The 12,918-nt window shown below is 71.6% G+C and carries 13 protein-coding genes and 1 pseudogene; 13 read left to right on the top strand and 1 reads right to left on the bottom strand.

Features of this window, described 5'->3' with window-relative positions:
* The 11 genes and pseudogenes from ACFXMF_RS28640 to era all read left to right on the top strand — a co-directional run.
* A pseudogene (locus tag ACFXMF_RS28640) lies at positions 1-150 on the top strand (heat-inducible transcriptional repressor HrcA); the annotation flags it as partial.
* A 2-nt stretch (positions 151-152) separates the two neighbouring features.
* Positions 153-1,283: a molecular chaperone DnaJ gene (dnaJ, locus tag ACFXMF_RS28635; RefSeq protein WP_360304615.1), complete on the top strand. Its 1,131-nt coding sequence runs from the start codon at positions 153-155 to the stop codon at positions 1,281-1,283.
* 194 nt (positions 1,284-1,477) lie between these two features.
* A complete protein-coding gene (locus tag ACFXMF_RS28630) occupies positions 1,478-2,545 on the top strand; it encodes a nitronate monooxygenase (protein WP_360305445.1) in 1,068 nt (355 codons plus the stop codon).
* A complete protein-coding gene (locus ACFXMF_RS28625) occupies positions 2,542-3,282 on the top strand; it encodes a 16S rRNA (uracil(1498)-N(3))-methyltransferase (protein ID WP_379990274.1) in 741 nt (246 codons plus the stop codon). The genes ACFXMF_RS28630 and ACFXMF_RS28625 overlap by 4 nt, the downstream gene beginning before the upstream one ends.
* Positions 3,283-3,355: 73 nt before the next feature.
* A complete protein-coding gene (locus tag ACFXMF_RS28620) occupies positions 3,356-3,718 on the top strand; it encodes a histidine triad nucleotide-binding protein (RefSeq protein WP_360304619.1) in 363 nt (120 codons plus the stop codon).
* A 7-nt stretch (positions 3,719-3,725) separates the two neighbouring features.
* Positions 3,726-4,637, top strand: a complete 912-nt coding sequence (locus ACFXMF_RS28615) for a ribonuclease Z (RefSeq protein WP_360304621.1) — start codon at positions 3,726-3,728, stop codon at positions 4,635-4,637.
* A gap of 215 nt (positions 4,638-4,852) precedes the next feature.
* Positions 4,853-5,902 carry a PhoH family protein gene (locus ACFXMF_RS28610; protein ID WP_360305447.1) on the top strand — a complete coding sequence of 350 codons (1,050 nt, stop codon included), beginning with the start codon at positions 4,853-4,855 and terminating at the stop codon, positions 5,900-5,902.
* Positions 5,903-5,907: 5 nt separating this feature from the next.
* Positions 5,908-6,381: an rRNA maturation RNase YbeY gene (gene ybeY / locus ACFXMF_RS28605; RefSeq protein WP_360304623.1), complete on the top strand. Its 474-nt coding sequence runs from the start codon at positions 5,908-5,910 to the stop codon at positions 6,379-6,381.
* Between the two features lie 51 nt (positions 6,382-6,432).
* The gene (locus ACFXMF_RS28600) at positions 6,433-7,761 is read left to right on the top strand and encodes a hemolysin family protein (RefSeq protein ID WP_360304625.1); all 1,329 of its coding nucleotides are present in this window, start codon (positions 6,433-6,435) and stop codon (positions 7,759-7,761) included.
* 96 nt (positions 7,762-7,857) lie between these two features.
* Positions 7,858-8,217 (top strand): cytidine deaminase, encoded by a 360-nt coding sequence (locus tag ACFXMF_RS28595; RefSeq protein ID WP_360304627.1) that lies wholly within the window; start codon positions 7,858-7,860, stop codon positions 8,215-8,217.
* A 71-nt stretch (positions 8,218-8,288) separates the two neighbouring features.
* Positions 8,289-9,239: a GTPase Era gene (gene era, locus ACFXMF_RS28590; RefSeq protein ID WP_360304629.1), complete on the top strand. Its 951-nt coding sequence runs from the start codon at positions 8,289-8,291 to the stop codon at positions 9,237-9,239.
* 14 nt (positions 9,240-9,253) lie between these two features.
* Here era and ACFXMF_RS28585 read toward each other — a convergent pair whose 3' ends face one another.
* Positions 9,254-10,003 carry a hypothetical protein gene (locus ACFXMF_RS28585; protein WP_360304631.1) on the bottom strand — a complete coding sequence of 250 codons (750 nt, stop codon included), beginning with the start codon at positions 10,001-10,003 and terminating at the stop codon, positions 9,254-9,256.
* Between the two features lie 310 nt (positions 10,004-10,313).
* On the opposite strand from ACFXMF_RS28585, the gene leuA reads away from it, so the two are divergent.
* Both leuA and ACFXMF_RS28575 read left to right on the top strand, forming a co-directional pair.
* On the top strand, positions 10,314-12,071 hold the full coding sequence (gene leuA, locus ACFXMF_RS28580) for a 2-isopropylmalate synthase (protein ID WP_360304633.1): 1,758 nt from the start codon (positions 10,314-10,316) through the stop codon (positions 12,069-12,071).
* Between the two features lie 149 nt (positions 12,072-12,220).
* Positions 12,221-12,892 (top strand): TerB family tellurite resistance protein, encoded by a 672-nt coding sequence (locus tag ACFXMF_RS28575; RefSeq protein ID WP_379990275.1) that lies wholly within the window; start codon positions 12,221-12,223, stop codon positions 12,890-12,892.
* The last annotated feature ends 26 nt before the right edge of the window (positions 12,893-12,918 follow it).

The following is a 12,918-nucleotide window of genomic DNA, read 5'->3' as shown; positions in this document are numbered from 1 at the left end:
ACCTCGGTGGTCGCCGTCGGATACGGCAGTGGGCAGGAAACGCTGGCGAAGCTCGGGGTGCTCGGGCCGACCCGGATGGACTACCCCGGAACGATGGGAGCGGTGCGCGCCGTGGCTCGGTACGTCGGACAGATTCTCGCGGAGTCGTAGAGTTGGCTACCGATTACTACGAGGTCCTCGGGGTACGGCGGGACGCCACCCCGGAGGAAATCAAGAAGGCCTTCCGCCGGCTTGCTCGGGAGCTGCACCCGGACGTCAATCCGGACCCGAAGACGCAGGACCGGTTCAAGGAGATCAACAACGCCTACGAGGTCCTCTCGGACCCGCAGAAGCGACAGATGTACGACCTCGGCGGCGACCCGCTGTCCTCCGGGGGCGGCGGGGGCGGCGGCTTCGGCCAGGCCGGCTTCGGCTTCAGCGACATCATGGACGCGTTCTTCGGCCAGGCCAGCCAGCGCGGACCGCGCTCGCGTACGCGCCGCGGCCAGGACGCGATGATCCGGATCGAGATCACCCTCGAAGAGGCCGCGTTCGGCACCACCCGGGAGATCCAGGTGGACACCGCCGTCACGTGCAACACGTGCAACGGCGAGGGCGCCGCCCCGGGTACCTCGGCACAGACCTGCGACATGTGTCGCGGGCGCGGCGAGGTCAGCCAGGTCACCAAGTCCTTCCTGGGCCAGGTCATGACGTCGCGGCCGTGTCCGCAGTGTCAGGGCTTCGGCACCGTGGTCCCGCACCCGTGCCCCGAGTGCGCGGGCGACGGCCGGATCCGCGCGCGGCGCACGCTCACCGTCAAGATCCCGGCGGGCGTGGACAGCGGCACCCGGATCCAGCTCGCGGGCGAGGGCGAGGTCGGCCCCGGCGGCGGCCCGGCCGGCGACCTCTACGTGGAGATCGTCGAGGTCCCGCACACCACCTTCCAGCGGCGCGGCGACGACCTGCACTGCACGGTCACCATCCCGATGACGGCGGCGTCGCTGGGCACCAAGGTGCCGTTGCAGACGCTGGACGGCACCGAGGAGATCGACATCCGCCCGGGCACCCAGTCGGGCCAGTCGATCCCGCTGCACGGACGCGGCATCACCCACCTGCGCGGCGGCGGTCGGGGCGACCTGATCGTGCACGTCGAGGTGCAGACGCCGAACAAGCTCGACCCCGAGCAGGAGGAGCTGCTGCGGCGGCTCGCCAAGCTGCGCGGCGAGGAACGGCCCTCCGGCCAGTTCACGCCGGGCCAGCAGGGCCTGTTCTCCCGGCTCAAGGACGCGTTCAACGGCCGATGAGGCCGGCTGCGGCGCGCGCGGGTGTTCTACGCGCGCGCCGCGTCGTCGTAGCGCGCCGGACGGGCCGAAATCGCCCGATCCGGCGCTCGGTCGCGCATCCGCCCCGGACGGTGGCGCGAGTTCGGGTCGAGGACACGCCCTAGGCTTGGTCGGGTGACGCGAGCCGAGCCGTCCTTGAGCGAACGGGGAGCATGATGCCGACGACCACCGACCCGACCCGGCTGACCGCGCTGCCGATCGTGCAGGCGCCGATGGCGGGGGCGGCCGGATCCGCGCTCGCGGCCGAGGTCGCGCGCGCGGGCGGGCTCGGCTTCCTGGCCGCCGGGTATCGCTCGGCCGACGCGCTGGCCGCCGAGATCGGGGAACTGCGCGCGTTGATCGGCGACGCGCCGTTCGGGGTGAACGCGTTCATGCCGCACCCCGCGCCCACCCGGGCCCAGGACGAGCGCACCCGGCGCTACGCGACCTCGCTGGCCCGGGCCGCCGCACACTACGGAGGCACCGTCGGCACGCCCGCCCCCGGCTCGGAGCGGGACGACTGGGACGCCAAGCTCGCGCTGCTGCTCGCCCACCCCGTCCCGGTGGTGAGCTTCACCTTCGGCCTGCCCGACCTCGACGCGATCGGCGCGTTGCGCGCCGCCGGCACGTCGACCGTGGCCACCGTGACCACGCCCGAGGAGGCCCGCCTCGCGAGCGCCGCCGGGGTCGACGCGCTGTGCGTGCAGGGCATCGAGGCCGGCGGCCACCAGGGCGGCTTCGCCAACCCGGACGCCCCCGCCCCGTACGGCCTGCTCACGCTGCTCACCCTGATCGCCGCCGAGACCGAGCTGCCGCTGATCGCCGCCGGCGGCCTGATGACCGGCCGCCAGATCGAGGCGGTGCGGCTCGCCGGCGCGAGTGCCGCCCAACTGGGCACCGCCTTCCTGCGCTGCCCGGAAGCCGTCGCGCCCGCCGCGCACAAGGCCGCGCTGGCCGACCCGGCCTTCGATCGCAGCGTGCTCACCCGCGCCTTCTCCGGCCGCTGGGCCAGGGGACTGCACAACGGCTTCGTGGCCCGCCACGAGGCCGAGGCCCCCGGCGTCTACCCCTACGTCCATCACCTGGTCTCGCCGATCCGCAAGGCCGCCGCCGCCCGGGGCGAGGCCGACGGCCTGGCCCTGTGGGCCGGTCAGGGCTGGCGCCTCGCCCGCGAGGAGCCGGCCGCCGAAGTGATCGGCCGGCTCGTCGACGAGATGGCCGCCACCCGAAAGGCAGCCGCTTGAGCGCCCCCGTCTTCCTCGCCCCCGGCGACGCCATCCGGCACGGCCGGCAGGTCGTCCTGGACGGTGTCGAGGGCCGGCACGCCGTCACGGTGCGCCGCCTCGTCGCCGGTGAGCCGATCGTCCTGGCCGACGGCGCCGGACTGGCCGTGCACGGCACGGTCAACCGCACCGAGGGCAAGGACACGCTGTACGTCGACGTCGACTCGCGCACCGAGGAACCCGCCCCCACCCCCCGGATCGTGGTGGTCCAGGCACTGCCCAAGGGCGACCGCGGCGAACTCGCGGTGGAGACGATGACCGAGGTCGGCGTCGATGTGATCGTGCCCTGGGCCGCCGCCCGCTGCATCACCCAGTGGAAGGGCGAACGCGGCGCGAAGGCACTGGCCAAGTGGCGCTCGACCGCCCGCGAGGCGGGCAAGCAGGCCCGCCGGCTGCACCTGCCCGAGGTGACCGAGCCGATGAGCACGCGTGGGGTGGCCGCCCTGCTGGGCGAGGCCGCGTTCGCGGGCGTCCTGCACGAGGACGCCGACGCGCCGATCGCGACCGCCGGCACGCCGACCGAGGGCGACCTGGTCCTGGTGGTCGGCCCCGAGGGCGGGGTGTCCCCGGACGAACTGGCCGCGTTCGCCGCCGCCGGCGCGAGCGCGTACCGCCTGGGCCCGACCGTGTTGCGTACTTCCACGGCCGGCGTCTCGGCCGCGTCCGTGTTGTTGGCCCGCTCCGGCCGCTGGGGCTGAAGCGGCGGACGGGACACCTGACTACGATCGGGGGCGACCGCCCGTGATCGACTCGGACCCGATGGAGGCACCCATGGCTGCGGGGGAACCCCAGGCCGACTGCCTGTTCTGCAAGATCCTCGCCGGCGACGTCCCGGCCACGATCGTCCGCGAGACCAAGGACGTGGTGGCCTTTCGGGACATCAACCCGCAGGCGCCCACCCACGTCCTGGTCATCCCGCGTGCGCACTACGCCAACGCGGGCGAACTGGGCGCCCAGGCACCGGAATTGGCAGGCACCCTGCTCGCCGAGGCGGCGGCCGTCGCGGCCGCCGAGGACCTTGCCGAGGCGGGCTACCGGATAGTCTTCAACACCGGCGCCGGCGCCGGCCAGACCGTCTTCCACGTGCACGCGCATCTGCTCGGCGGTCGTGGGCTGAGCTGGCCTCCCGGTTAGTCGTCGAGTGTCCACCAGGGAATTCGTCGTTCTCGGCACCGCGAGCCAGGCCCCGACACGACAGCGCAACCACAACGGCTACCTGCTGCGTTGGGACGGCGAAGGGCTGCTGTTCGACCCCGGGGAGGGCACCCAACGGCAGATGGCGCACGCCGGGGTGGCCGCGCACGACATCACCCGGATCTGCGTGACGCACTTCCACGGTGACCACTGCCTCGGCCTCCCCGGCGTGATCCAACGCATGTCGCTGGACCGGATCACGCACCCGGTGACCGCGCACTACCCGGCGAGCGGACAACACTGGTTCGACCGACTGCACCACGCGACCGCGTTCCACGAGAGCGCCGTGCTGATCGAGCACCCGCTGGCGGGCGAGCACGTCGAACTGCCCGCCGGGCCCTTCACGCTGGAGGCCCGCCGGCTCTCCCATCCGGTCGAGTCGTACGGCTACCGCGTGGTCGAGCCGGACGGCCGCCGGATGGTGCCCGAGCGGCTCGCCGCGCACGGCATATCCGGCCCGGACGTCGGTCGGATCCAGCGCGAGGGCCGCGTCGGCGAGGTCACCCTCGAACAGGTCAGCGTGCCGCGCCCGGGCCAGCGGTTCGCCTTCGTGATGGACACCCGGATGTGTGCGGGCGCGGTCGAGCTGGCGCGCGACGCGGACCTGCTCGTGTGCGAGTCCACCTTCGCCGACGCCGATGCCGAGCTCGCCCGCGAGGTCGGCCACCTCACCGCGCGCGACGCGGCGGTCATCGCCGCCGAGGCGGGGGCGCGTCGGCTGGTGCTGACCCACTTCTCGCAGCGCTACTCCGACGTGACGCCGCTCCTGGAGCAGGCCCGGGAGGTTTTTCCGGACACCGTCGCGGCGCACGACCTGGACCGGATCGACGTGCCCAGGCGGCGGCAGCCGGCGGAATAAACCCCGGGGTCCGCCGGGACCGGAGAGCTACCATTGAGCAACATCGAACCGCTTCCCGAGCACGGAAATGAGGCGTGATCAGGCCGCCAAGGCCGCCCATGGCTCCCACGACGAACGCGCGAGGCGCGAGCTCCGAGAACACCGCGCGCGAGAGCACGCGCGAAACTCCGACCGCGCAGGCCCAGGCGAAGATCACGATCCCCGCCAAGCACCCCATGGTGGCGCTCCTCGGGTCCGGCGACTCGTTCCTGCGAGTGGTCGAGCAGGGGTTCCCCGCCGCGGACATCCACGTCCGCGGCAACGAGGTCACCGTCTCCGGCACCGAGGCCGACGTGGCCCTGATCCGCCGGCTCTTCGACGAACTGCTGGTCATCGTGCGCACCGGCCAGCCGCTCAACGAGGAGGCGGTCGAGCGCTCGGTGGCGATGGTCCGCTCCGGCGACGGGCACGGCCCCGCCGAGGTGATGACCCTCAACATCCTGTCCAACCGCGGCCGCACGATCCGTCCCAAGACGCTCAACCAGAAGAGCTACGTGGACGCGATCGACGAACACACCATCGTGTTCGGCCTGGGCCCGGCGGGCACCGGCAAGACCTACCTGGCGATGGCCAAGGCGGTCCAGGCCCTGCAGTCCAAGCAGGTCACCCGGATCATCCTGACCCGCCCGGCGGTCGAGGCCGGCGAGCGCCTCGGCTTCCTGCCCGGCACCCTCTACGAGAAGATCGACCCCTACCTGCGCCCGCTCTACGACGCGCTGCACGACATGATCGACCCCGACTCGATCCCCCGCCTGATGGCGGCCGGCACCATCGAGGTCGCCCCCCTCGCGTACATGCGTGGAAGGACGCTCAACGACGCCTTCATCATCCTGGACGAGGCGCAGAACACCTCGGCCGAGCAGATGAAGATGTTCCTGACCCGACTCGGGTTCGGATCGCGGATCGTGGTGACCGGCGACACCACGCAGGTGGACCTGCCCGGGGGCACCCAGTCCGGGTTGCGCGTGGTGCAGGAGATCCTGCGTGGCGTGGACGACATCGCGTTCTGCCACCTCACCAGCGAGGATGTGGTGCGACACAAGCTGGTCGGCCGGATCGTGGACGCGTACGCGCGCTACGACATCCGGGTCGAGGCGGACGGCCGTGCGAACGGCAGCGGCGCCAAGGGTGACCTGCCCGCGACGCGTGGTCGGCGACCGGGCGATCGCAACGGGCGGGGCAAGCACACAGTGAACATGCAAACAGTGGAACGGGAAGTGAACTGAAGGCCATGTCCATCGACATCGCCAACGAGTCCGGCACGGGGGTGGACGAACACGCGATCGTGGACGTCGCCCGGTGGACGCTGGACCGTATGCGCATCCATCCACTGGCGGAACTGTCCGTGGTCATCGTGGACGAACCCGCGATGGAACAACTGCACATCCAATGGATGGACCTGCCCGGTCCGACCGACGTGATGTCCTTCCCGATGGACGAACTGCGTCCCGGCAAGGCCGACGAGGATCCCCCGCAGGGGCTGCTCGGCGACGTCGTGCTGTGTCCGACCGTCGCACAGCGCCAGGGCGCGGCGGCCGGCCACTCCATGGACGACGAACTGCACCTGCTGACCGTGCACGGCGTGTTGCACCTGCTCGGCTACGACCACGCCGAGCCGGACGAGGAGCGCGAGATGTTCGCGCTCCAGAAGGAGTTGCTCGAATCCTGGCGGGAGGCCCGTCGCGCCGCGGGAGACCGCGGATGATCCCGCCATCGGATCCATCCGCCCCGAGCCGGACCCGGCCTTGGGGCGGCAGTGCCCGCTGACAGCGTGCTGCAACTCGTGGTCGGCGCGATCGTCCTGGTGGTGGTGGCCGGCCTCTTCGCCTGTCTGGAGACCGCCCTCGCGCGGATCTCCCGGGTCCGCGCCGAGGAACTGGTTCGCGAGGAACGCCGGGGCGCCAAGCGCCTGTTGACGGTGGTTCAGGATCCCGCCCGCTATCTCAACCTGGCTCTGCTGGTGCGGGTCGCGTGCGAGCTGTCGGCGGCCGTCCTGGTCACCGTCGTGTGCATGGACGACTTCGCCGAGACCTGGCAGGCGGTGCTGGCCACCATCGGCATCATGGTCGTGGTGTCCTACGTCGCGGTCGGGGTGTCCCCGCGCACCGTCGGCCGCCAGCACCCGGTCACCGTGGCGACCATCGGCGCACCCGTGCTGTTCGGACTCGCCCGCGTGCTCGGACCGCTGCCCAGGCTGCTGATCCTGCTCGGCAACGCGCTCACGCCCGGCAAGGGCTTTCGGGAGGGCCCGTTCGCGTCCGAGGCCGAACTGCGCGCGTTCGTGGACCTGGCCGAGAAGGACTCGTTGATCGAGGACGACGAGCGCGAGATGTTGCACTCGGTGCTGCAACTGGGCGACACCATCGTGCGCGAGGTGATGGTGCCCCGCCCGGACATGGTCTTCATCGAACGACACAAGACGTTGCGCCAGGCGATGTCGCTGGCGCTGCGCAGCGGTTACTCGCGGATCCCGGTGATCGGCGAGAACGAGGACGACGTGGTGGGCATCGTCTTCCTCAAGGACCTGGCCCGGCGCAGCACGATGGGCGATCCCGGCTGGGCCAAGGAGAGCGTCGACTCGATCATGCGCGCCGCGACCTTCGTGCCGGACAGCAAGCCGGCCGACGACCTGCTCCGCGAGATGCAGGCCGACCGCACGCACATGGTCGTGGTGGTCGACGAGTACGGCGGCACCGCCGGGCTGGTCACCATCGAGGACATCCTGGAGGAGATCGTCGGCGAGATCACCGACGAGTACGACACCGAGACCGCGCCGGTGGAGCAACTCGCCGACGGCACCTTCCGGGTCACCGCCCGGCTGCCCGTGGACGAGCTGGGCGAGTTGTTCGGCCTCGAACTCGACGACGAGGACGTGGAGACCGTCGGCGGTCTGCTCGCCAAGGCACTGGGCCGGGTGCCCATTCCGGGCGCGACCGCCGTGGTCGAGGGCCTGCGGCTGAGCGCGGAGAGCCCGTCGGGCCGGCGCAACCGGGTCGGCACGATCGTGGTCGGCCGGGTCGAGTCGGAGCACGACGAGCGATCGAGCGCCGCGGACACCCGCTCGGGGGCCGAGCGCAATCGATGACGGGCCGTCGGGTGGGCCGCCGCCTCGGGCGCGGCCCCGGACCGGCGGCGAGTTAGGGTGTGCGGCACCCGTACCGCGCCGAACAGGAGAGCCCCCGTGAGCGCCGAGACGCCCGAGTTCGCCGTCGACCCCGAGGACGCCAAGCTGGTCACCCTGGCCCGGGCCACCCGGGCCCGCAACGGGGCGAGCGAGGGTGCCGCCGTGCGCGACGAGACCGGGCGCACCTACACCGCGTCCACGGTCGCGCTGCCGTCGCTGGAGTTGTCGGCGCTGCGCACGGCCGTCGCGATGGCGGTCGCGGGCGGGGCACGTGGTCTGGAGGCGGCGGCGATCGTCGGGGCCGAGGCCGCGGTGACCGAGGCCGACCGGGCCGCGGTGCGCGATCTCGGCGGCGCCGGTACGCCGATCCTGTCGGCCGGTCCGGACGCGGTCGTGCGCGCCGTCGCGAGCGTCTGAGGCCCGATACCGACCGCCTCGGGGCGGCGGCCGCACCCGCGACGCAAGGAACGCTCGCTTCTTGAGCGACAATGTCACCCATGAGTGATCGCCCTAACCCCTCCGCGCCCGTCCACCGCTCGGGCTTCGCGTGCTTCGTGGGCCGCCCCAACGCCGGCAAGTCCACCCTGACGAACGCGCTGGTGGGCACGAAGGTGGCGATCACGTCGGGCCGCCCCCAGACCACCCGCCACACGGTGCGCGGCATCGTGCACCGCCCCGACGGCCAGCTCGTCCTGGTGGACACCCCCGGCCTGCACAAGCCGCGCACGCTGCTCGGCCAGCGGCTGAACGACCTGGTCCGGGCCACCTGGGCGGAGGTCGACGTGATCGGCTTCTGTATCCCGGCCGACCAGAAGGTCGGCCCCGGCGACCGGTTCATCGCGGCCGAGCTGGCCGAGGCCAAGCGCACGCCCAAGGTCGCGATCGTGACCAAGACCGACCTGGTGGACCAGCAGACCCTGGTCCAGCAGTTGCTCGCGGTGCAGAAGATGGGCGAGGACGTCGGCATCGAGTGGGCCGAGATCATCCCGGTCTCCGCCGTCGGCGACAGCCAGGTGACCCTGGTCGCCGACCTGCTGATGCCGCTGCTGCCGGCGGGCCCGTCGTTGTACCCGGACGGCGAGCTCACCGACGAGCCGGAGATGGTGATGGCCGCCGAGCTGATCCGCGAGGCCGCGCTGGAGGGTGTCCGGGACGAACTCCCGCACTCGCTCGCGGTGGTCATCGAGGAGATGATCCCGCGCGAGGACCGCCCGGCGGACAAGCCGCTGCTCGACGTGCACGCGAATCTCTACGTGGAGCGGCCGAGCCAGAAGGCGATCGTGATCGGGCACAAGGGCGCGCGGCTCAAGGACGTGGGCACGCGCGCCCGCAAGCAGATCGAGGCGCTGCTTGGGACGCCCGTCTACCTGGACCTTCACGTGAAGGTGGCCAAGGACTGGCAGCGCGACCCCAAGCAGCTCCGCAAGCTCGGTTTCTGAGGTCGGTCGAGGGGTCAGCGGCCGTACGGGCCGGACTGGTTGGCGTTCGCCTTCACCAGCACGAACACGGCGGCGCCGATGGTGATCACGGCGCCGACCAGCACCATCCACAGCCCGTACTCGGCCGTGAGGTCGACCTTCTCCAGGATCTTCTTGGCCCGGTCGACCTGGGAGTCGGGCAGGTCCGCGTCCTGGATCGGCAGCCGGGTCTTGTCGGCGATGTTCCAGATCGCGAAGCCCAGGGCCACGACGCCGGCGACCCCGGCGCCCGCGGCGACCTGTGCCTTGCGCAGCGCGATGCCGATGCCGAACAGGACGACGGCGATCAGACTCGCGGTCAGGGTCCACTTGCCGTCGCCCTGGAGGCCCTTGATCGGGTGGTCCTCGCCCTTGGCGCCGATCCAGGCCAGGCACGAGCCGACCGCCGCGATCGCCGCAGCGACCACGCCGGCGATCGCCGCCGGCGCGAACGCCGCCGCTCCGCCACCCATGCCGCCTCCGCTCGGCGTGGGCGGCGGGTAGCCACCGGGCTGCTGCCCGTAGCCCGGCTGCTGTCCGTACTGCTGCGGGGGCTGCTGCCCGTATCCGGGCGGCGGCTGTTGGCCGTACTGCTGCGGCGGCTGCTGTCCGTATTGCGGGGGAGGCTGCTGCCCGTAGCCGCCCTGTTGCGGCTGTCCGTAGCCCGGCCCGCCCTGCTGGGGGTATCCGCCGGGCTGGCCCTGACCCGGCTGTGGTCCGTATGGGCCCTGGTTGTCGTAGCTCATGGTCAGTGAGCGTAGGAGGAACCCGGCCGGCGGGGGAGGGGCTGGGCCGAAAAGATCACATGTGTTCGTATGCCGGATGCCGGCTCGACCGCCGCGAGCGTTCGGGTATGGTTGCGAAATCATGCGTCAGTGGCTGCTTCTCCTTAGCCGCCGCGCCGGGGGCTCATCCCTCTGACAGAGGTCAGACCGGCTCCCCCGTCGCGGGGATAGAGGCATGTCCGCACGTCGGAGCCTCCGGGATGTCGTTTCCTCCCGTCGCCGGCCTACCTGCCGTTGCAGCCCCGTTCCTCGCGTACAGGAGACCAGCCGCATGCCTTCCGTGAATCGCCCCACGCCGATCACCGCCTCGTCCGTGACGCAGCAGCCGTCCGGAATGCCGATTCACAAGTACCAGCCGTTTCGGGGCGTCGACCTGCCGGACCGCACCTGGCCGTCGAAGACGATCACGGTCGCACCGCGCTGGCTGTCCACCGACCTGCGGGACGGCAATCAGGCGCTGATCGACCCGATGAGCCCGGCCCGCAAGCGGACCATGTTCGACCTGCTGGTGCGGATGGGTTACAAGGAGATCGAGGTCGGTTTCCCGGCCGCGTCGCAGACCGACTTCGACTTCATCCGCTCGATCATCGAAGAGGGCGCGGTACCGGACGACGTCACCATCTCGGTGCTGACCCAGGCCCGTGAGGAACTGATCGGGCGCACCGTCGAGTCGCTGATCGGTGCGCCCAAGGCCACGGTCCACCTCTACAACGCGACCGCGCCCGCCTTCCGCCGGGTCGTCTTCAACGTCGACCGCGAGCAGTGCAAGGCGATCGCGGTGTCCGGCACCGAGCACGTGATGCGCTTCGCGGACAAGCACCTGGGTGCGGAGACCGCGTTCGGCTACGAGTACTCGCCGGAGATCTTCATCGACACCGAGCCGGACTTCGCGCTGGAGGTCTGCGAGGCGGTGATGGACGTATGGCAGCCCGAGGCCGGTCGCGAGATCGTGCTGAACCTGCCCGCGACCATCGAGCGCTCGACGCCGAACGTGTACGCGGACCAGATCGAGTGGATGAGCCGCAACCTGACCCGCCGTGAGTTCATCGCGCTGTCGGTGCACCCGCACAACGACCGGGGCGCCGCGGTGGCGGCGTCCGAGCTGGCCGTGATGGCCGGCGCCGACCGGGTCGAGGGTTGCCTGTTCGGGCACGGCGAGCGCACCGGCAACGTGGACCTGGTCACGCTGGGGATGAACCTGTTCAGCCAGGGCGTAGACCCGATGATCGACTTCTCCGAGATCGACGAGATCCGGCGCACGGTCGAGTACTGCACCCAACTGCCGGTGCACCCGCGCCACCCGTACGCGGGCGACCTGGTGTACACCGCGTTCTCCGGCTCGCACCAGGACGCGATCAAGAAGGGCCTGGAGGCCCTGGACCGGGACGCGGCCGAGGCGGGCAAGCCGGTCGAGGAACTGGACTGGGCGGTGCCGTACCTGCCGATCGACCCCAAGGACGTGGGCCGCACCTACGAAGCGGTGATCCGGGTCAACAGCCAGTCCGGCAAGGGCGGCGTGGCCTACGTGCTCAAGGCCGACCACAAGATGGACCTGCCGCGGCGTGCGCAGATCGAGTTCTCCCGGATCATCCAGACCAAGACCGACGCCGAGGGCGGCGAGGTCACGCCGGCGCAGATCTGGGCCACCTTCCGGGACGAGTACCTGCCCACCCCGGACGCCCGCTGGGGTCGGCTGGAGCTGCGCGGTCACCGCACGGTCTCCGGCGCGGACGGCAAGGACGTGCTGACCGTCGAGATGAGCGTGGACGGCGCGGTGCAGACGCTGGAGGCGATCGGCAACGGCCCGATCGACGCGTTCGTGCGGGCGCTGGGCGGCCTGGGCTTCGACGCGCGGGTGCTGGACTACACCGAGCACGCGATGAGCGGCGGCGAGGACGCGCGCGCCGCGGCCTACGTCGAGTGCGCCGTGGACGGCCGGGTGCTGTGGGGCGTGGGCGTGGACGAGAACATCGTGCGCGCGTCGCTCCAGGCGGTGGTGAGCGCGGTCAACCGCGCCGCGCGCGGCTGACCGGGAAGCTTTCGCGAACGGCGGTTCCCGGCACGACGGGGACCGTCGTTCGCATGCTCGCGAATCCGCCCTTTTCGACGGCCCGACGCTCCGCCCCCGGCAAACAAAAGTAACCATCTGTCCGCTTTCGATGACGCTTCGTGAAAATCGTGGCAGCATCGGAGCAGGCGGAAATACTGCATTCCGTCGCGTGGGACGCAGGGGGCTGCACCATGTTCTTCGTCGTGGGCATCCGGACCATTCGATCGGCGATCGGGGACGGCGAATTCCACTGTCCGGCGTGTGGGGGCGATCGGCGCTTCCGCAAGGGCGGCGGTCGGCGTCGACTCGTGGTGTTCGGCGTCGCGCTCATCCCGCTCGGGCGAGCCGGCTCCGGCATCGAGTGCGCGGTGTGCTGCACGCGGCACGACGCCTCGGTGTTGGAGACGCCGACCGCCCGTGCGCTCACGCTGCTGCTGCGCGAGGCGGTGCGTGCCCTCGTGGTGGCCGTCGTGGCGGCCGTGGACGACGAGCCGCACGCGGCGGAGGCGGTGCGCGCGGCCGCGGTGCAGACGGTTCGGGCCGCGGGCATGCCGAGCTACGACGCGTGCACGCTCGCCGCCGACGTCGGGGCGCATGTGGCGCAGGACACCGCGTGGGCGCTCGCCGAGATCGCGCCGCATCTGGCGGTCGCCGGGCGCGAGCACCTGGTCGGTGTCGCGGCCCGGGTCGCGCTGGCCGGTGGGGCGTACGACCCGGCACATCGGGTGATCCTCTACCACGCCGGCGACCGACTCGGGCTCGGCCGGGCCCGCATCGATCATGTGCTCGCAGGTCCGTGAGCCGTGAGCCGGGCCCGCCGGTGGTG

The organism is Embleya sp. NPDC059213 (assembly GCF_042754445.1).
In the GTDB taxonomy this organism is placed as follows: domain Bacteria; phylum Actinomycetota; class Actinomycetes; order Streptomycetales; family Streptomycetaceae; genus Embleya.
Note: the sequence above shows the minus strand (reverse complement) of the source record. Positions and strands in the feature narration are given on the sequence as shown.

Excerpts from the sequence above, each read along its gene's own strand:
- ACFXMF_RS28585 (WP_360304631.1), bottom strand. The coding sequence starts at position 10,003 with ATGAGCTACGACAACCAGGGCCCATACGGACCACAGCCGGGTCAGGGC.
- leuA (WP_360304633.1), top strand. The coding sequence starts at position 10,314 with ATGCCTTCCGTGAATCGCCCCACGCCGATCACCGCCTCGTCCGTGACG.
- ACFXMF_RS28620 (WP_360304619.1), top strand. The coding sequence starts at position 3,356 with ATGGCTGCGGGGGAACCCCAGGCCGACTGCCTGTTCTGCAAGATCCTC.
- ACFXMF_RS28610 (WP_360305447.1), top strand. The coding sequence starts at position 4,853 with ATGGTGGCGCTCCTCGGGTCCGGCGACTCGTTCCTGCGAGTGGTCGAG.
- ybeY (WP_360304623.1), top strand. The coding sequence starts at position 5,908 with ATGTCCATCGACATCGCCAACGAGTCCGGCACGGGGGTGGACGAACAC.
- era (WP_360304629.1), top strand. The coding sequence starts at position 8,289 with ATGTCACCCATGAGTGATCGCCCTAACCCCTCCGCGCCCGTCCACCGC.
- ACFXMF_RS28630 (WP_360305445.1), top strand. The coding sequence starts at position 1,478 with ATGCCGACGACCACCGACCCGACCCGGCTGACCGCGCTGCCGATCGTG.